Source organism: Flavobacterium sp. LAR06 (assembly GCF_041946075.1).
GTDB lineage: Bacteria > Bacteroidota > Bacteroidia > Flavobacteriales > Flavobacteriaceae > Flavobacterium.
This window is the reverse complement of the sequence record NZ_JAUTYT010000013.1, coordinates 57,091-75,544: the sequence shown is the minus strand read 5'-3', so window position 1 is coordinate 75,544 and position 18,454 is coordinate 57,091. Positions and strand designations below refer to the sequence as shown.

The 18,454-nt window shown below is 33.0% G+C and carries 17 protein-coding genes; 10 read left to right on the top strand and 7 right to left on the bottom strand.

Annotation, left to right across the window (positions count from 1 at the left end; all coding sequences use genetic code 11):
- Positions 1-58: 58 nt before the first annotated feature.
- The 4 genes from Q7C23_RS18215 to Q7C23_RS18200 all read left to right on the top strand — a co-directional run bounded on the left by Q7C23_RS18215 (position 59) and on the right by Q7C23_RS18200 (position 6,103).
- Positions 59-640 carry a tRNA-(ms[2]io[6]A)-hydroxylase gene (locus Q7C23_RS18215; protein WP_375033838.1) on the top strand — a complete coding sequence of 194 codons (582 nt, stop codon included), beginning with the start codon at positions 59-61 and terminating at the stop codon, positions 638-640.
- A gap of 49 nt (positions 641-689) precedes the next feature.
- On the top strand, positions 690-3,446 hold the full coding sequence (locus Q7C23_RS18210; RefSeq protein ID WP_375033837.1) for an AsmA family protein: 2,757 nt from the start codon (positions 690-692) through the stop codon (positions 3,444-3,446).
- A gap of 104 nt (positions 3,447-3,550) precedes the next feature.
- Positions 3,551-4,363: a helix-turn-helix transcriptional regulator gene (locus tag Q7C23_RS18205; RefSeq protein WP_375033836.1), complete on the top strand. Its 813-nt coding sequence runs from the start codon at positions 3,551-3,553 to the stop codon at positions 4,361-4,363.
- 75 nt (positions 4,364-4,438) lie between these two features.
- The gene (locus Q7C23_RS18200) at positions 4,439-6,103 is read left to right on the top strand and encodes a serine hydrolase domain-containing protein (RefSeq protein WP_375033835.1); all 1,665 of its coding nucleotides are present in this window, start codon (positions 4,439-4,441) and stop codon (positions 6,101-6,103) included.
- A gap of 110 nt (positions 6,104-6,213) precedes the next feature.
- Here the strand turns inward: Q7C23_RS18200 and rpmA are convergent, their stop codons facing one another.
- Together rpmA and rplU are read right to left on the bottom strand one after the other, a co-directional pair.
- Positions 6,214-6,474 (bottom strand): 50S ribosomal protein L27, encoded by a 261-nt coding sequence (gene rpmA, locus Q7C23_RS18195; protein WP_017497241.1) that lies wholly within the window; start codon positions 6,472-6,474, stop codon positions 6,214-6,216.
- A gap of 24 nt (positions 6,475-6,498) precedes the next feature.
- Positions 6,499-6,936 (bottom strand): 50S ribosomal protein L21, encoded by a 438-nt coding sequence (gene rplU, locus Q7C23_RS18190; RefSeq protein WP_194658520.1) that lies wholly within the window; start codon positions 6,934-6,936, stop codon positions 6,499-6,501.
- Between the two features lie 272 nt (positions 6,937-7,208).
- Here rplU and Q7C23_RS18185 point away from each other — a divergent pair, with 272 nt between their 5' ends.
- Both Q7C23_RS18185 and Q7C23_RS18180 read left to right on the top strand, forming a co-directional pair.
- Complete coding sequence (locus Q7C23_RS18185) at positions 7,209-8,531, top strand: M16 family metallopeptidase (RefSeq protein WP_375033834.1); 1,323 nt, start codon at positions 7,209-7,211, stop codon at positions 8,529-8,531.
- A 13-nt stretch (positions 8,532-8,544) separates the two neighbouring features.
- The gene (locus Q7C23_RS18180; RefSeq protein WP_375033833.1) at positions 8,545-10,593 is read left to right on the top strand and encodes a M16 family metallopeptidase; all 2,049 of its coding nucleotides are present in this window, start codon (positions 8,545-8,547) and stop codon (positions 10,591-10,593) included.
- Between the two features lie 90 nt (positions 10,594-10,683).
- Here the strand turns inward: Q7C23_RS18180 and Q7C23_RS18175 are convergent, their stop codons facing one another.
- Positions 10,684-11,550, bottom strand: a complete 867-nt coding sequence (locus Q7C23_RS18175; protein ID WP_375033832.1) for a DMT family transporter — start codon at positions 11,548-11,550, stop codon at positions 10,684-10,686.
- Positions 11,551-11,652: 102 nt separating this feature from the next.
- Between Q7C23_RS18175 and Q7C23_RS18170 the strand changes: the two genes are divergently transcribed.
- Positions 11,653-12,030 carry a heavy-metal-associated domain-containing protein gene (locus Q7C23_RS18170; RefSeq protein ID WP_072970444.1) on the top strand — a complete coding sequence of 126 codons (378 nt, stop codon included), beginning with the start codon at positions 11,653-11,655 and terminating at the stop codon, positions 12,028-12,030.
- Positions 12,031-12,105: 75 nt separating this feature from the next.
- A complete protein-coding gene (locus Q7C23_RS18165) occupies positions 12,106-12,471 on the top strand; it encodes a hypothetical protein (protein WP_375033831.1) in 366 nt (121 codons plus the stop codon).
- 187 nt (positions 12,472-12,658) lie between these two features.
- On the opposite strand, the gene gldD is transcribed toward Q7C23_RS18165, so the two are convergent.
- The 4 genes from gldD to mutY are packed head-to-tail and all read right to left on the bottom strand — an operon-like array spanning position 12,659 to position 16,062.
- Positions 12,659-13,219: a gliding motility lipoprotein GldD gene (gldD, locus tag Q7C23_RS18160; RefSeq protein WP_375033830.1), complete on the bottom strand. Its 561-nt coding sequence runs from the start codon at positions 13,217-13,219 to the stop codon at positions 12,659-12,661.
- A gap of 1 nt (position 13,220) precedes the next feature.
- Positions 13,221-14,516: a gliding motility-associated protein GldE gene (locus Q7C23_RS18155; protein WP_375033829.1), complete on the bottom strand. Its 1,296-nt coding sequence runs from the start codon at positions 14,514-14,516 to the stop codon at positions 13,221-13,223.
- Between the two features lie 23 nt (positions 14,517-14,539).
- Entirely contained in the window at positions 14,540-14,980 is a 441-nt protein-coding gene (locus tag Q7C23_RS18150; protein WP_026983816.1) for a single-stranded DNA-binding protein, read from the bottom strand.
- Between the two features lie 35 nt (positions 14,981-15,015).
- Positions 15,016-16,062, bottom strand: coding sequence for an A/G-specific adenine glycosylase (gene mutY, locus Q7C23_RS18145; RefSeq protein ID WP_375033828.1), 1,047 nt, complete (start codon positions 16,060-16,062; stop codon positions 15,016-15,018).
- Between the two features lie 140 nt (positions 16,063-16,202).
- Between mutY and Q7C23_RS18140 the strand changes: the two genes are divergently transcribed.
- Both Q7C23_RS18140 and Q7C23_RS18135 read left to right on the top strand, forming a co-directional pair.
- Positions 16,203-16,493 carry an HU family DNA-binding protein gene (locus Q7C23_RS18140; RefSeq protein ID WP_007805026.1) on the top strand — a complete coding sequence of 97 codons (291 nt, stop codon included), beginning with the start codon at positions 16,203-16,205 and terminating at the stop codon, positions 16,491-16,493.
- 387 nt (positions 16,494-16,880) lie between these two features.
- Positions 16,881-18,425, top strand: a complete 1,545-nt coding sequence (locus Q7C23_RS18135) for an Rne/Rng family ribonuclease (RefSeq protein WP_375033827.1) — start codon at positions 16,881-16,883, stop codon at positions 18,423-18,425.
- The last annotated feature ends 29 nt before the right edge of the window (positions 18,426-18,454 follow it).

Genomic DNA, 18,454 nt, shown 5'->3' with positions numbered 1-18,454 from the left:
TGCCGACTTTCGGTCATAAAAAAACACTAATTTTGCAGAATACTTTTTCTATAAAATTATGTTGGGATTAAAATTAGCTACAGACCCTCGTTGGGTAAATATCGTAGAATCGAATATCGAAGAAATTTTGACGGATCATGCCTGGTGCGAGCAGAAAGCAGCTTCAAATGCAATCAGTTTAGTTACTTATAATTCTGAATTAGAGGAATTAGTAACCGAAATGCTAGTTATTGCACGAGAAGAACTAGAGCATTTGCAGATGGTTCACGACATTATTAAGAAAAGAGGACTTACGCTGGGGCGCGAAAGAAAAGATCATTATGTAAATGAGCTTTTTAAATTCATGAAGAAAGATGGAAGCCGAAAAGACGCACTTTGCGATCGTTTATTGTTTTCGGCAATGATTGAGGCTCGAAGCTGTGAGCGTTTTAAAGTACTTTCTGAAAATATAAAAGATGAAGAATTAGCCAAATTCTATCGTGATTTAATGATTTCTGAAGCTGGACATTATACTACCTTTTTAGGATTTGCAAGAAAGTATGCAGATAATGTTGATGTTGATAAGCGTTGGAAAGAGTGGATAGAATATGAAGGCTCAATCATTACGAATTACGGAAAAAGCGAAACAGTTCACGGATAATTACTATTTATTCGAATCTTATCTTATTATTTAAACACCTCCATTTGTTATGACAGCAAGTAAAAAGAAATCCGTTTTATTAAAAATAGCCAAATATTTTGGAATAACTTTCGTCGTTATCTTGGGATTACTTTTCTTGCTACCCATAATTTTTGCAGACACCATTAAAGAACAGATTAAAAAAACAGCCAACGAAAAATTAAGCGCTGAACTGAATTATTCAGATGTTTCCGTTTCCTTTTTTCATCATTTCCCTTCATTGACTTTAACTTTAAGTGACTTGAACCTTAACGGATCAGCTCCCTACAAAAACGAGAAATTCATTACTGCAAAAGAGATTTCTTTTGGAATAAATGTTGCCAGTTTAGTTTTTAGTAAAACAGTGAAAATTGACCAGATCTACCTATCTGATTCCTTTATTAATGTAAAAGTCAATGCAAACGGAGAAGCAAATTACAACATTTACAAATCTTCATCCCAAGCTTCAAACCCAAAAGACAGCACGGAAACAACCTTGAAACTGGAGCGAATTGAGATTCTAAACAGTAAAATAATTTACGACGATCAATCAACCAAAGTTCATTTTGATGCACTCGGATTTAATTATAAAGGAAAAGGAAATTTAGATAAAGCCGTTTTCGATTTATATTCTGTTGCTAAAATTGAAAAATTAAATATTATTTACGAAGGCGAACCTTATTTAATGAACAAAAAAGTAGATGCCGATTTAATTACTAAAGTAAATGTAAATTCATTATCCTTTTTCTTCCAACAAAACAACCTTAAAATCAACCAGCTTTTAGTCGATTTTAAAGGTAAATTTGACTTCTTGAAAGATGGATACAATATGGATTTTGTTATAAAATCGACTAACAGCCACTTGAATGATGTATTTACGGCTTTCCCTCCAAAATATATAACCTGGTTATCTAAAACCGAATTAAAAGGAAACACGAACTTACTTTTGACTTTAAAAGGAGACTATATTGCTTCGCAAAAAATAGCACCAGATCTTAATTTAGACGTCAAAATTGATAGCGGGTTTGTGAATTATAATAAAAGTGCTTTTCCTGTTTCGAACTTATATCTGGATGTAAAAACAAAAGTTCCTTCTTTAAATCCGGATCTTGTAATCGTTGACGCCAAAAATTTGTCTTTAAACATAAACAAAGATTATTTAAAATCTAAATTTCACGTACAAGGCGTAAACACCCCAGATATTAACGGAGAGTTTAAAGCTCAAATTGATCTTGAAAAATTAATGAAAGCACTTGGAATTCCAGATATAGAGTTAAAAGGAAATTTAGTTGGCGATATAAAAACAAACGGGAAATTTGACGCTAAAAACAGACTTTTTCCAGTTACAAAAGGAAGTATTGATTTAGAAAATGGTTATTTAAAAACCCCCTATTACCCAAATCCAATTACAAATATTACCATTAAATCTAAAATTGAAAACAACAAAGGAACTTTTGATGATTTGAAAGTAAGCTTAAAACCAACGCAATTTACATTTGAAGGAAAACCGGTTTTCGTAGAAGCTGATTTAAGCAATTTTAATGATTTGACTTATGATATTAAGGCAAAAGGAGAATTGGATGTCAACAAAATCTATAAAGTTTTCTCTCAAAAAGGATTAGATTTAGATGGTTTTGTAAAAGCAGATTTAGTTTTAAAAGGAAAACAGAGTGATGCCGAGAAAGGAAATTACAGCAAATTACACAACAAAGGAACTCTAGAACTGAGAAATATTGGTATTACATCAGAATACCTTCCAAAGAAATTCATCATTAAGGAGGGGATTTTCAAAATCAATCAGGATAAAATGTCATTCAATAACTTTTTGGCTGCTTACGGGCAATCTGATTTTAGAATGAATGGTTATTTGCAAAATGTTTTCAATTATGCAACCACAAATACTGGCGTTTTAAGAGGCTCTTTTAAAGTTACGGCCAAATATATTAATGTTGATGAATTTATGTCGAGTACACCGGCAAACACATCAGTTACACAAACAAAAACAGAAACTCCGGCTCCAACCGAAGCAAAAAAAACAGGAGTTATTATCATTCCGTCTAATTTGAATTTACAATTGATAGCAAATGCACAAAAAGTATATTTTGATAAATTGATTCTTAAAAATGCGACAGGAAACCTAAACATGAACAAAGGCAAATTGACAATGCAGAATACCGGTTTTAATTTAATTGGCTGCAATGTTGTTATGAATGCCAATTATCAGGCAGTAACACCTCAAAAAGCAAATTTCGATTATAACATCAAAGCTTCTGATTTTGACATAAAAAGAGCCTATAACGAAATCGAAGTTTTCAGAAAAATGGCCAGCGCTGCCGAAAAAGCACAGGGAATTGTTTCTTTAGATTATCAATTAAAAGGTCGTTTAAACGGAAATATGGAACCCGTATATCCTTCATTAACGGGAGGCGGAACACTTTCTGTAAAAGACGTAAAAGTAAGAGGGTTAAAAATGTTTAATGCCGTAAGCAAGGAAACAAGTTCTGAGGCCATGAAAAATCCGGATCTTTCTAAAGTTGACATTAAAACAACAATCAAAAATAATATCATGACGGTTGAACGTTTTAAATTTAAGTTTGCCGGTTTCAGACCAAGAATTGAAGGCACAACAAGTTTAGACGGAAAATTAAATTTAAAAATGCGTCTTGGCTTACCTCCTCTTGGTATCTTTGGAATTCCGCTAACCGTTACCGGAACACAGGATAATCCAAAAATAAAAGTGGGACGAAAATCTCAGGATTTGGAAGAGACAAAAGATACCGAAGAATAAATTATCGAAACCTGTTCATAATGAGCAGGTTTTTTATTTTATTGCAAATTATATTTATAGCTTTGATTTTCAAATCCAAAACAGAGTCGATAAATAACATAATCATGAAACATTCAAAAAAAGGAGAGTTTTACGGTCAGACTAACAAAACAATTCTACTTGATGGAATAACATTAACGGATACCGTTTATACACATCCCAAAGTAGACTGGCATTATCATGAGCATGCTTATTTTACATTTATCCTTCAGGGAAATGTTATTGAAGGAAATAAAAAAGAAGTTTACAATTGCGGACCAGGAAGTTTATTGTTTCACAATTGGGAGGAAGCACATTACAATATTAAACCAGAAGGCTTTACGCGAGGTTTTCATCTTGAAATTGAAAAACAATGGTTTGACGATTTGACAATGAATAGCAATAATTTACAAGGTAGCACCTCGGTCATAAATCCAGATATTAAACTACTGATGTATAAAATTTTTAGAGCAACTAAGATTGATGACATTCATTCTGATCTCTCTACTCAAACTTTATTAATCGAGATATTATCAAAACTGAATGGAGACTCTCAATCGATTTTACATAAAAATCCAAAATGGGTTGTAATGATTGACGAAATTCTTCACGATCAATTTACTGAAACGATTACACTCGATTATTTATCTAAAGCATTAAACATACATCCCATTCATCTTTCAAGAGATTTTTCAAAATATTTTCATTGCAATTTGGGCGAATACATCCGAAAATTAAAAGTAGAAAAAGCACTATCCTTAATTTCATTACCCAATAAATCTCTTACTGAAATTGCCTATGAATGTGGCTTTTTTGACCAAAGTCACCTAACCAGATCTTTTAGAGAAATAAACGGTTTGAATCCTTCTGAACATAAAAAATTACTTTTCAAGAAATAAGCAAGATGTTAATTCTGTACAATTTTTTGAATTTGCTGTGCAGTAGTTTTACATTTTAACTTTTATAAAAATCACATGATAAAACGAATCTTTTTAGCATCAATACTATTTTTGACCAGTATTATTTCGGCACAAAACAATGATCTGGTTAAAACCGATGGAATCGTAAACGAGCTACATAAAAACAATATCGGCAAAATTACTTTTATGAATGGAAACATTCCTTTAGATCAATATAAAGAATCTGATTTTCTAAAATCTTTCGAATTACAACGTAAATCAGACCTGAACATCAGAGTTTTCATGAATAATTCGGTTACGAATTATTTACATCAATTAAATCCTGATTTAACTGCAGAAAAGCTTTTACAAACAGGAAACTTACAGTTTTCCTTTTATGTCGACAACAAGTTTATCTATAAAGAAAACATTAATTACGGATGCAATTTTGGATCAGGCGGAAACAAAAACACTTCAACAACATTTAGAGTTCCACTTACCAGTTCAAAAGGAGAGGACTGGTGGGCGATGTATATGTGGGATAGATTTAAACTTAATGGCGGCGAAAATGCTTTGATTGAAGGTACACACAAACTAAAAATAGAAATTCGTCCCTATCTTAAAAATGATAAAGATGACGTTAAAACGGGAGATCTAATAGCAAAAGGAGAAATTCAGCTTATTATAAAAACACCTAAATTAACAGCCAAACAAATTGAAATTCAGCCAATATTGCCAAATAGCGACTGGGAGATTTCAACTTTCTCTTTTGATAAAAAGAAAATCGAAAAGCTGAATACTGATATCGCAAATTATAGTTTGAAGGAGATAACAAGTGTTGTTGTCGTTTATGATAAAAAGCTTTTACTTGAAGAGTATTTTAATGATGCAGACAGAAATACTTTGCATGACACTCGCTCAGCAGGAAAATCTTTTGCATCGACATTAATGGGAATTGCCATAAAAGACGGTCATATAAAAAACGAAAATGAGCCCTTAAACAAATTCTATAATTTAAAGGAATTTGAAAATTATGAAGCCAAAAAGGATAGTGTGAAAATAAAAGATTTACTCACAATGAGCTCGGCATTCGACGGTTCTGATCAAGATGGTGATTCGCCAGGAAACGAAGAAAATATGTATCCTACAGAGAATTGGGTAAAATTCACTTTAGATTTAGGCATGGACAAATCTAAAACCAATGGTGGCAAATGGGATTATTTTACAGCTGGTACAATTTTATTAGGAGACATTATAAACAAATCTGTTCCTGATGGATTGGAAAAATATGCAGATAATAAACTTTTTAAACCCCTAAACATCACAAATTATCAATGGCAATATACACCTCAAAAAGTAGCCAATACCGCTGGAAGCTTACAAATGACTTCACTGGATTATGCAAAATACGCTCAATTATATAAAAATAATGGTGTCTGGAATGATAAGCAAATTATTCCGACTGAATGGGTTCGAAAAACTTTAACACATCAAATTCAAATCCCGGAAAGAGAGAATCAATTCTATGGTTATTTGTTTTGGAACAGGACCTTCACTTCCGAAGAAAAAAATTACGAAGCCTACTATTGCGCTGGTAATGGAGGAAATGAATTTATAATTTTTAATGATCTGCCGCTAGTAGTTATTATCACTTCAAAAGCGTACAACAAACCTTATGGACATTCTCAAGCAGATAAAATTATAGTAGATTATATACTACCTTCTATAATAAAGGAATAAATTTTACCGTTTATTAGTTTATATACGCCGATAAATCAATTTCAATTTTATAGTAAAACAAAAAACCCGATCTTTTCAGAACGGGTTTTTTATAATAAGTAATCTAATGATTATGCTTCGAATGGAAGAATAGATACATAAGATTTGTTATCTTTTTTCTTTTGGAACTTAACAACTCCAGCTACTCTTGCGTGTAGTGTGTGATCTTTACTGATGTAAACATTCTCACCTGGATTATGTTTTGAACCTCTTTGTCTAACGATGATGTTCCCAGCAATAGCAGCTTGTCCACCAAAAATCTTAACGCCTAGACGTTTTGATTCTGATTCTCTACCATTCTTCGAACTACCGACACCTTTCTTGTGAGCCATGACGTATGAGTTTAAATATTGTTATTATTCTTTAGTAGCTTCTTTTTTTGCTTTTGGAGCTGCTTTTTTAGCTTTAGGAGCTTCTACTTCTTCAGTAGCTACTTCTTCTGCCACAACCGCTTTTTTAGCTGCTGCTTTTTTAGTTCCTCCTGCTGCAGTAATACCTTCAATTACAATTTGAGTAAGATATTGTCTGTGACCATTTCTCTTTTTGTATCCTTTTCTTCTTTTCTTTTTGAAAACGATAACTTTGTCTCCTTTTAAGTGTTGTAACACTTTAGCTTCTACTGAAGCACCTTCTATAGCTGGGGCGCCTAAAGTTACATTTCCATTATCGTCTAATAAAAGAACTTTGTCAAAAGAAACTTTTGAACCTTCTTCATTAGTCAAACGGTTAACATAAACCTTTAAGTCTTTGCTTACTTTAAATTGTTGCCCTGCTATCTCTACGATTGCATACATACCAAATTGATTTATTGATTTTTAAGGTTGCAAATATACAATTAATAATTTACTGTGCAATCTCTTATTTCAAAAATATTTATTTAACCTTAAAGTCTGTTTTTCAAGGCGTTTTAACCGCATAAAAAACCATTTTTAAAGTAAAAGACTGTTAAAGTATTATGAAAACAGGGACAGATTCTAAATTCATAATTAAAAAAACTTATTTTTGATGTAACTATAAACAAGTCTTGGCTACCTATTATTTAGGTAAATATAAATTATTAATCTCTATGAAAAATTCAATAATGATGTTAAGTGCTGCATTAATGCTCGGCGGAGTTGCTCATGCTCAAAAAGTAGCTTTTGAAGAATACAATCTGGATAACGGCATGCACGTAATATTGCATAACGATCCTTCTGCCCCTGTTGTCATTACGTCGGTAATGTATCATGTTGGCTCAAAAGACGAACGTCCTGACCGAACGGGTTTTGCTCACTTCTTTGAACATTTATTATTTGAAGGAACCCAAAATATAAAACGTGGTGAATGGATGAAAATTGTTACCGCAAATGGTGGCGTTAACAATGCCAATACATCAGATGACAGAACTTATTATTACGAAGTTTTTCCATCAAACAGCTTAGAATTGGGTTTATGGATGGAATCTGAAAGATTAATGCATCCAATTATCAACAAAATTGGGGTCGATACTCAGAATGAAGTTGTTAAAGAAGAAAAAAGAATGCGCTACGACAATCAGCCTTATGGAAACATTTTGCCTATTGTTAAAGAGAATATGTTCAAAAATCATCCCTACCGCTGGACTACTATTGGTTCTATGAAAGATTTGGATGCTGCAACTTTAGAAGAATTCCAGGCTTTTAATAAAAAATTCTATACGCCAAACAATGCCGTTTTAGTAGTTGCCGGAGATTTTGACAAAACCAAAACAAAAGAATGGATTCAGAAATATTTTGGTCCAATTCCAAAGGGTGAAGTACTTAAAAAACAAACTTTTGTCGAAGAACCTATCAATAAAACAATAAAAGCAACTTACGAAGATCCGAATATTCAGATTCCGATGGTAGTTGCCTCTTACAGAACTCCATCAATGAAAACAAGAGATGCAAGAGTTTTAGATTTGATCTCTTCTTATTTGAGTGATGGAAAAAGTTCAAAATTGTACAAAAAAATAGTTGACGATAAAAAAATGGCACTTCAAATTGGTGCTGTTGGCTTTAGCCAGGAAGACTATGGAATGTACATATTATACGGCCTGCCAATGGGAACTTATACCATGGCCGACATCTTAAAAGAAATGGATGAAGAAATTGTAAAAATTCAAACAGATCTTATTTCTGAAAAAGACTATGAAAAATTGCAGAATAAATTCGATAATAACTTTGTAAACGCAAATGCAACCGTTGAAGGGATTGCTGAAAATCTGGCGTCTTATTACCTACTTTATGGAGATGTAAATTTGATCAATACAGAAATTGATTTATATCATTCTATTACAAGAGAAGAAATCAGAGAAGTTGCTAAGAAGTACCTAAATCCAAACCAACGTTTAGTTTTAGAATACATTCCTTCAACAAAAGTTCAAAATTAAGAGCCGCCAAGTCATGAAAAAAATACATACAGTTTTAATCCTTTTATTCCTAACTGGAATTATGCAAGCACAAAATCGTCCACAACCAAAACCAGGCAATTCGCCAGTAGTCAACATCAAAAAACCGCAAGCTTTTGTTTTGGCAAATGGCATGAAGGTCTTGATAGTTGAAAATCATAAACTGCCGAGAGTAAGTTTCAATCTTACTTTAGATAACGCTCCTTTTACAGAAGGAAGCAAAAAAGGTGTTGATGAACTAACCAGCAGTTTGATTGGGAATGGCACTAAAAAAACCACAAAAGAAGCTTTTAACGAGGAAATTGATTTTTATGGTGCTAACATCAATTTCACCTCTCAAGGCGCATTCGCAAGTTCGCTTTCTAAATATTCAGGACGTGTTCTAGAACTTTTGGCAGAAGGCGCTTTACAGCCAAATTTTACTCAGGTAGAATTTGATAAAGAAAAAGCAAAATTACTAGAAGGCCTTAAAGCCGACGAAAAAAGTGTTCCTGCTATTGCCAATCGTGTTGTCGATGTTTTAGCTTTTGGAAAAAATCATCCTGCCGGTGAATATCTTTCTGAAGAAACAGTGAAAAATGTTACACTTGAGGATGTTCAGGCAAACTACGCTACTTATTTCGTTCCTGAAAATGCTTATTTGGTAATTATCGGAGACATTAAATTTAAAGAAACAAAGGAAGCTGTAGAAAAACTTTTTGGCGGCTGGAAAAAACAAGCGGCTCCAAAAAATACTTATCCGGATCCTGTGAATGTTTCTAAACTTCAAATTGATTTTGTTGATGTCCCAAATGCGGTTCAATCTGAAATTTCACTGGTAAATACAGTAAATTTAAAAATGAGCGATCCTGATTTTTTCCCAGCTGTAATTGCAAATCAAATTTTGGGTGGCGATTTCAATAGTTATTTAAACATGAATTTACGTGAAAAACATGCCTGGACATACGGTGCAAGTTCAAGTATTGGAAGCGGAAAATATGTAACCAAATTCAAAGCTTCATCTGCCGTTAGAAATACCGTGACAGATAGTGCTGTGGTTCAATTTGTAGAAGAAATTAAGAGAATCAGAACTCAAAAAGTTTCTGAAGATGTTTTAAAAAATGTAAAAGCAGGTTACATTGGACGTTTTGTAATGCAGGTTGAAAAACCTCAGGCTGTTGCGCGTTACGCACTAAATATCGAAACTGAGAAACTTCCGGCCGATTTCTACGAAAAATACATTCAGACCATAAATAATGTTACACCAGATGACATTTATCGTGTCGCAAATAAATATTTCCTTTTGGATCATATGCGAATTGTAATTGCCGGAAAAGGTTCTGATGTTATTTCAGGTTTGGAAAAACTTCAAATTCCGATTTTCTATTTTGATAAATACGGAAATCCGGTTGAAAAACCAGTTACCAAAAAAGAAGCTCCAGCTGGAATTACCGCAAAAACAGTTTTTGAAAATTATCTTAAGGCTATTGGTGGAGAAAAAGCAGTGTCAGCTGTAAAAACATTAGCAATGAACGGAACAACTACTGTTCCACAAGCTCCAGGGCCTTTGACTTTTACTTCCAAATTAGATTCAAAAGGAAAAATGATGGTTTCGCTTGCAATGGGAACCATGAATTTAATGAAACAGGTTGTAAATGAAAAAGGTGCTTATATCGAACAACAAGGACAACGCAAAAATCTTGAAGGTAATGATCTTACTGAAATGAAAGCAAACGCTGCTCCATTTGAAGAATTGCAATTACAAAAAAGAACTGATCTTAAAGTTGACACAATCGAACCAATTAACGGTAGCGATGCTTATGCTATAAAAGACGGAAAAACCACTTATTTCTATGATGTTAAATCAGGTTTAAAAGTAGCCGAATCTAAAGTTCGAGAGCAAGATGGAAAATCATCAACTCAAATAACAAACTTCAATGATTATAAAGAAGTTAAAGGTATAAAAGTTCCTTTTAATTTAATTCAGAATGTTGGTTTCGAATTGGATATTAAGATGACTGATATTAAGATTAATGAAGGAGTTTCTGATGCAGATTTTCTTTAAGAAAGATTCTAAGGTACTAAGGTGCTGAGATACTAAGATTTTTTATAAGCTATAAGCTTTGCCAAAGTTTGAAACTTTGGCAAAGCTTATTTATTTTTTAGCAGACAAATAAACGCCAATCAAAATAATAAAGGCACCAAAAAACTGAATTGATGTTAGCATTTCATTATCTAATAATCCCCAGAAAAAAGCCACTATGGGAATTAAATACGTTACTGATGTTGCGAATACAGGTGATGACATTTGAATCAGTTTAAAGAATAGAACATTCGCGATTCCGGTTCCTAAAACCCCTAAAATCATTACAAAGAAAATCGAATGCTGTGTGGCGTCAAAATTTATTCTTTGCGGAATATCGGTTGTACTTAAAATGATTAACGCTGGTAAAAGCAAAACCGCGAAGTTTCCTGTCGTAATACTTAATGAATTTAAATCGGACAAATACTTCTTAATTAAATTGACATTTATAGCATAACAAAGTGTTGCAATTACAACCAAAAGGACATAGTAATAATTCTGCCCCGGATGTGCCGACGCGCCACTTAAAACTAGTAGCAAACACCCAACCAACCCAACAAAAACACCTAGAACCTGGCGTTTTTGAAACTGAATTCCGAAAATAAGAATTCCTAACACCAAAGTATTTAAAGGTGTAAGCGAATTTAAAATAGCCACAATTGAACTATCAACCTCAGTCTCTGCAATAGCAAAAAGGTATGCTGGTGTAAAAGTTCCGAAAAGCGATGTTATAGCAACAAGTTTCCATTGACGGCGGGAAATTTTCTTCAAGCTTTTAAAGCCGATAATCAATAGAAATAAGGCTGCAAAAATAATTCGGAATGAACCAACCTGAACCGCCGTTAATCCAACTAATCCTCTTTTAATTAAAATAAAAGAGCTTCCCCAAATTAGCGAAAGAACCAATAAATAAGCCCACTTTAATTGTTTTGCATCCATAAAATGTATTTTACTGCAAATTTGTAATAATTTTACGAACCAGCCTCTCGAATTTTATTAATTTTGCAACGAACTTATTGACAAATTTAAAATCTATATAGAATGAAATTCACAAAAATAATAGCAACATTAGCAATCGCTGGTTTAGTATTGGTAAGCTGTAAAAAAGAAGAAGATAAAAATTTAGCGAATATCAAAGCTATAGAAACAGCTCCAAAAGAACACAAAGCAATTGCTGCTGAAAATGTACAAACTGCCAGTTTCGAAATCGAAGGAATGACTTGCGCAATGGGATGTGCAAAAACAATCGAAAAAGAACTAACTAATCTTGATGGAGTAGAAAAAGCAACAGTTGATTTTGACAAAAAAACAGCTACTGTTGTATTTGACAAAACGGTTCAAAACCAGGAAAACTTAACAAAAGTTGTTCAGGCAACCGGAGATGGAAAAACGTATAAAGTTTCGAATATTAAATCGTAACTTCTAAATTCAAGAATTACAAAAGGCGCTCAATATAGGCGCCTTTTTATTTATATTTGTTAGAAAACAAAAGAAATGAAGAAATCCGAATTGTATTGGAAAGAACTCCATATCGGATCGATTGTTGAAACCAACTGGGATATGAGAAGCTCTGGCGATATTTCGTTTAAGTTTGATTATTTGGCTGAGCCATCTGAAAATAAACATTTGGCAGACTATATAAAATTCTCTATAAAATATAGCATTTTATTAGGCGAAGGAGTTGAAGAGGATGATATGTATTTAGCTGAACAAGAAGAAGAAACAACATTTCTTGATTTAACAATTGATACCACAGATTGGTTCATTGTTAATGAGAAGGGTGAAAAAAAGATAATTCTTTGTCTAATATTTCATGAAGATGATGAAATAACCTGGATGACAGATCCGAAATACTTTTGATGACTTCGTACATACTTCAGTGATTCACAAAGAAAAATAAAACTACTCTAAAAAGAAGCACAGCGGGTGTTTGGCTTTAATATAAATAGAGTTTAGAAATATCGAAAGACTTTCGCTTGCTCGAGAATCTCGTTTAAGTACTCAAAAAAATTACATCATAAAAAAAGAACCCAAATTAGATTTTTTTTTATTTCCATTTCAATGTTTCCATCAATCGCTGCATATCATTTTTGATATAACTCGCTGCCGGCATAACCGAATCAAAATTAGGTTTAGCATAAAAATAAACCGAGCCTGTTATAAAATGCTTTGTACTGTCAGTCACATAAAATTGTGAGTTTGTTGCAGCGTTTCCATCCACCTGATAAAACATCCCGTAAACCTTTTTGTCCGGATTTAAATACGGCTGTTCTAAAATATCATCTGCTTTAATGACGTGCTCATAAGTTAGTTTTTGAGCATCTTTCAGTAATTTTTCGATATCACCATTTACCGGTTTATAAGTCAGGTAAATTGTAGCTTTCATTTTTGGATACGTAATTGCGAAGCCGCAATTCTTCTCTCCTTTAATAATAGCATCCTCATTCATTTCAAAAGAAAATGGGCAATTATTTTCAAAATTAACATAATTTGCTTCTGGATAATCTAAACGCAAATAACTCGATGGCTTAGGCAGGACATCATCTTTACAACTTACAACTGTTAATGTCAGCAAAATGGTTGTTATTGAAATTATTCTTTTAAACATTTTATTCTATTGTTACTTTTATTTGTTTTACTCGCTTTTTGTCAACTGTTTCTATCGTAAAAACGCAGCTTTCAAAAGCAATTTTTTGATCTTTTTTAGGAAAATTACCTAGAATTTCTAATATAAAACCAGCTAATGTTTCAGCTTCTCCTTTATGTGATTCAAAAACATCTTCATTAACATCAACAATTCTGTAAAAATCTTTCATGTTAATTTTTCCTTCAAAAAGGAAATTCTTTTCATCAATTTGTGAGAAGTTCAAATTCTCATCATCAAACTCATCACTAATATCCCCTACTATTTCTTCAATAACATCTTCCAATGAAACTAATCCTGATGTTCCGCCGTATTCATCAACTACAATCGCCAAATGACTTTTAAGACTCTGAAAATCCTTCAATAAATTATCCAGTTTTTTATTCTCAGGAACAAAAAAAGCTTCTCTCATTAAAGTTGTCCAGTCAAATTCTTTCTTATCAATATGCGGCAATAAATCTTTAACGAATAAAACGCCTTCAATCTGATCAATATTGTCACGATAAACGGGAATTCTTGAAAATCCTTTTTCGATTATCTTGGGATAAATTGTTTCAAATGATTCTGATATTTCCAAACCAAAAACATCAATCCTCGGACTCATAACTTGTTTTGTATCCGTATTTCCAAAGGAAACAATTCCTTCTAATATTTTTTGTTCATCTTTTGATGTCCCTTCAGAATCTGTAAGCTCAAGCGCCTGAGAAAGCTGATTTATTGAAAAACTGTTTTTCTGTTTCCCCAATTTATGCTGCAAATATAACGTAACACTGCGCATCGGCAAGCTAATTGGAGATAGTAATTTATCTAAAAAGGAAATTGGATAAGCCACCCATTTTGCAAATTTTATATTGTTTCGGCTCGCATAAACTTTAGGCAAAACTTCTGCAAAGAATAAAATCAAAAACGTAACGAGAATTACTTCTAAAATAAACTTTAAAACTGGCGAACTAATATCATCAAAAATATTTTGCCCTATAAAAGAGAACAAGATTACAACGCCAATGTTTAAAAAGTTATTGGCTACCAATAAGGTCGCTAAAAGTTTTTTGGGTTTATCTAAAAGATTAGAAATGATTTTTCCTTTTGGAAGATTGTCCTGTAAGGTTTCATCAATATCTTTTTGAGATAAAGAAAAAAGTGCTACCTCGGCACCTGAAACAATTGCCGATAAAAACAGCAAAATAAATATTCCGACAAAACCAATAATTAAATTGATGTCTAAAGTTGTAGTAAAAAATAAACTGGGCTCTGGGTCCAAATTAAAAAAGATTAGTTAAACAATCAGAAAGGCAAGTCGTTTATAGGCAAGCTTTCGTTCGACGCATCAAAGTTAGTATTTTTTGCGGATTCCTGATCCTGATGTGGCTTATGATTTCCTGTTTCTTTTTTGGTAGTCAAGAAAGTAAACTCAGTTACCTGAATTTCGGTTGTATATTTCGTGGTCCCATCTTCGGCTTGCCATTGACGGGATTTTATACGTCCTTCAACATATATTTTATCACCTTTAGATAAATATTTCTCACAGATTTCAGCAGCTTTATTGCGCACAACTAAATTATGCCATTCTGTTGAAGTTATTTTTTCGTTGGTTGTTTTATTGATATATACTTCATTTGTAGCCAACTGAAAACGACCGATGCAGTTTCCTCCATCAAAATAATGCATTTTCACATCATCGCCCAAATGGCCAATCAGCATCACCTTATTTAAAGTTCCGTTCATAGTTTTAGTGGTATTTATCCCAAAGATACATTTTTTTAGCAAATTATTTCCTGCTTTTCTATAAAATTATAAATGACAATTGGAAAAGGAAAAGTCTTTAAAACACTGGTATTCACGCCATTCACTATTTTTTCTTTAATTTTAACTTTCCAGAACTGAATATGAAGATGTTGATGCGAAAGTTTATGAATAACAGTTGTTTCCGCACATTCCTCTATACCTATAATAGTATAGGAAGAAAAAACATCAAACTGAACCGCTTTTGAGACAACATCAAAACCAACAATTTCGTCTGTTTCAAAAAGAGGAAATTCATATAGGTTGTGCCAAATTCCTTTTGCTGTTCTTTTCTGTATTAAGGTATTCCCCAAAGCATCTTCTAAAACCAAATAATTAAAGAAACGATTCGTGACTTTTATCTTTTTTGATTTCACTGGCAAAGCATCTACTTTCTTTTTTTGCAAAGCAGCACAACTTTCGTTAAAAACACAAATCATGCAATTTGGGCTTTTAGGCGCGCATTGCAGAGCTCCAAATTCCATTATTGCCTGATTAAAGATTGCCGGGTTATCTTTTGGCATTAATTCATAAGCCAGTTCCGTAAATTCCTTTTTTGTTGCCAGCAGACCAATATCCAATTCAATATCAAAATATCTCGAAAGCACTCTAAAAACATTTCCGTCAACGACAGGAACAGCTTCATTATAAGAAAAAGAAGCAATTGCGGCAGCAGTATATTCACCAACACCTTTTAATTTTAGTAACCCTGCATAATTTTCCGGAAAAACACCATTTAACTCATTTGCCACATATTGAGCCGTTTTATGAAGATTTCGGGCACGAGAATAGTATCCTAATCCCTGCCAAAGTTTCAAAACCTGTTCTTCTGAGGCATTTGCCAAATCAAACACTGTAGGAAATTCTTGCGTAAAATTGAAAAAATAAGGCATTCCCTGAGCAACTCGCGTTTGCTGAAGCATAATTTCTGAGAGCCAAATTAGGTAAGGATCGGTCGTATTTCGCCACGGCAAATCACGCTTGTTCTGTAAATACCAACTTATCAATATGTTATGAAAATCCATTGTAAAATACTTAGAAAACAAAAGTAAATGTTTATGTAATTAAAATTTAACGAATTAGCTTGATTAATTATTTTTTTAATTCCTATATTTGCAAACTCAAAAAAATAGTACATCATTTATAAAATAAAATAGGAAAGAAAATGACGAAAGCAGATATCGTAGCGAAAATTTCAGAGAAACTAGGTCTTGAAAAAGGAGATGTTCAAGCAACAGTAGAAACTTTTATGGAAGAAGTTAAAACTTCACTAGAAACTGGAGACAATGTTTACCTAAGAGGTTTTGGAAGTTTTATCGTAAAAACTAGAGCTGAAAAGACAGGAAGAAACATTTCAAAAAACACAACTATTAAAATTCCTGCACACAACATTCCTGCGTTTAAACCTGCAAAAGTATTTGTAGAAGGAGTTAAAACAAACAACGAAGCAAAATAATACTATTAATTAATCATAAAATCGACACGATATGCCAAGTGGTAAAAAAAGAAAGAGACATAAGGTAGCTACTCACAAACGTAAAAAAAGAGCGAGAGCTAACCGTCACAAAAAGAAAAAGTAGTTTTAAACTACTTTTTTCTTTTTAAACGTTCATTGAAATTGAAAATTAGTGTTCAGTCATCAGATTTTAGTATTCAGTTCCCTGATTACTTACAACTGCAAACTGCCAGCTGATTTTCCCCGGGTTCAATACCTGTTAAAAATATTGTTTAATCCATCTGTAGATAAGATTTTAGACTTTAGACTTAAGATTTTAGATTTTTTTGAATCTATACTCTTCTCTCTTTTTTCTATTTTCTGAAAAAACAGATAAAAATTTACAGTGTGAATAAAGAATTAATCATTAGATCTAGTTCTGAAGCCGTAGATTTTGCCTTATTAAAAGATGGAAAACTAATTGAATTACACAAGGAAGAAGAGAAAAGCAACTTTCAGGTTGGCGATATTTTTATTGCCAAAATACGAAAACCAGTCGCTGGACTTAATGCTGCTTTTGTAAATGTGGGCTTCGAAAAAGATGCCTTTTTACATTATCACGATTTAGGACCTAACTTAGCTTCCCAACTGAAATTCATAAAACTTGTAAGCGCAGGTAAAATAAAAGATTTCTCCCTAAAAACCTTTCAGTTTGAAAAAGAGATTGACAAAGATGGCATCATTACTGATATTTTAAGTGCCAATCAATCTGTTTTAGTTCAAGTTGTTAAAGAACCTATATCGACCAAAGGTCCAAGGATAAGCGCTGAGCTTTCATTGGCAGGAAGATTTATTGTTCTCGTTCCATTTTCTGACCGTGTTTCTATTTCTCAAAAAATAGAAGACAAAAAAGAAAAGGATCGTCTAAAAAAACTTGTTCTATCGATCAAACCTAAAGGATTTGGTGTTATTGTTCGCACAGTAGCCGAAGGCAAAAACGTAGCCGAATTAGAAAAAGATTTGCAGAACCTGCTTGGCAGATGGACTGCAATGTGTAAAAAATTACCAACTGCTCATCATCCATCAAAAGTATTAGGAGAGCTTAACAGAGCTTCTTCAATATTAAGAGATGTATTTAATGATACCTTCAGCGGTATTCAGATAGATGACGAAGAGTTGTACCATCAAACGAAGGAATATCTGCAAGAAATTGCACCTTCAAAACAATCGATTGTAAAGTTTTATCAATCAAATGACACTCCAATTTTCGAGAAATACAATATAGAGAGACAAATCAAAACTTCATTTGGACGTACCGTTTCCATGAGTAAAGGCGCCTATCTTATTATCGAACATACTGAAGCTCTTCACGTTATAGACGTAAACAGCGGAAACCGTTCTAATAAGGCGACTAACCAGGAAGATACTGCCATGGAAGTGAATATGATTGCTGCCGCTGAAATTGCCAGACAACTTCGTTTGCGTGATATGGGCGGAATAATCGTAGTTGATTTTATCGATATGTCTAATCCTGAAAACAGGAAAGTCTTGTTCGACTTCTTGCGAGAAGAAATGAGCGACGATAAAGCAAAACATAAAATCTTACCGCCTAGTAAATTTGGTTTAGTTCAAATTACCAGACAACGCGTAAGACCAGAAGTTAATATTAAGACCAGAGAAGAAGATCCAAACAATGAACATGGCGAAATTGAAGCGCCAATTTTAATCATTGATAAAATCGCACTGGATTTAGACAGACTTTTAAAAACCCACAAAAATGTTGTACTTAATGTACATCCGTTTGTGGCTGCTTACCTCAGTAAAGGTTTTCCATCCTTACGTTCAAAATGGTTTTTTGAACATAAGAAATGGGTGAAAATCATACCTCGTGACGCTTACACGTACTTAGAATACCATTTCTATGATAAAAAAGGAAATGCTATTTCAGAATAAAATAAAAACCGCCTCTCGAAAGATTGGCG

Excerpts from the sequence above, each read along its gene's own strand:
- Q7C23_RS18215 (WP_375033838.1), top strand. The coding sequence starts at position 59 with ATGTTGGGATTAAAATTAGCTACAGACCCTCGTTGGGTAAATATCGTA.
- Q7C23_RS18210 (WP_375033837.1), top strand. The coding sequence starts at position 690 with ATGACAGCAAGTAAAAAGAAATCCGTTTTATTAAAAATAGCCAAATAT.
- Q7C23_RS18205 (WP_375033836.1), top strand. The coding sequence starts at position 3,551 with ATGAAACATTCAAAAAAAGGAGAGTTTTACGGTCAGACTAACAAAACA.
- Q7C23_RS18200 (WP_375033835.1), top strand. The coding sequence starts at position 4,439 with ATGATAAAACGAATCTTTTTAGCATCAATACTATTTTTGACCAGTATT.
- rpmA (WP_017497241.1), bottom strand. The coding sequence starts at position 6,474 with ATGGCTCACAAGAAAGGTGTCGGTAGTTCGAAGAATGGTAGAGAATCA.
- rplU (WP_194658520.1), bottom strand. The coding sequence starts at position 6,936 with ATGTATGCAATCGTAGAGATAGCAGGGCAACAATTTAAAGTAAGCAAA.
- Q7C23_RS18185 (WP_375033834.1), top strand. The coding sequence starts at position 7,209 with ATGAAAAATTCAATAATGATGTTAAGTGCTGCATTAATGCTCGGCGGA.
- Q7C23_RS18180 (WP_375033833.1), top strand. The coding sequence starts at position 8,545 with ATGAAAAAAATACATACAGTTTTAATCCTTTTATTCCTAACTGGAATT.
- Q7C23_RS18175 (WP_375033832.1), bottom strand. The coding sequence starts at position 11,550 with ATGGATGCAAAACAATTAAAGTGGGCTTATTTATTGGTTCTTTCGCTA.
- Q7C23_RS18170 (WP_072970444.1), top strand. The coding sequence starts at position 11,653 with ATGAAATTCACAAAAATAATAGCAACATTAGCAATCGCTGGTTTAGTA.
- Q7C23_RS18165 (WP_375033831.1), top strand. The coding sequence starts at position 12,106 with ATGAAGAAATCCGAATTGTATTGGAAAGAACTCCATATCGGATCGATT.
- gldD (WP_375033830.1), bottom strand. The coding sequence starts at position 13,219 with ATGTTTAAAAGAATAATTTCAATAACAACCATTTTGCTGACATTAACA.
- Q7C23_RS18150 (WP_026983816.1), bottom strand. The coding sequence starts at position 14,980 with ATGAACGGAACTTTAAATAAGGTGATGCTGATTGGCCATTTGGGCGAT.
- mutY (WP_375033828.1), bottom strand. The coding sequence starts at position 16,062 with ATGGATTTTCATAACATATTGATAAGTTGGTATTTACAGAACAAGCGT.
- Q7C23_RS18140 (WP_007805026.1), top strand. The coding sequence starts at position 16,203 with ATGACGAAAGCAGATATCGTAGCGAAAATTTCAGAGAAACTAGGTCTT.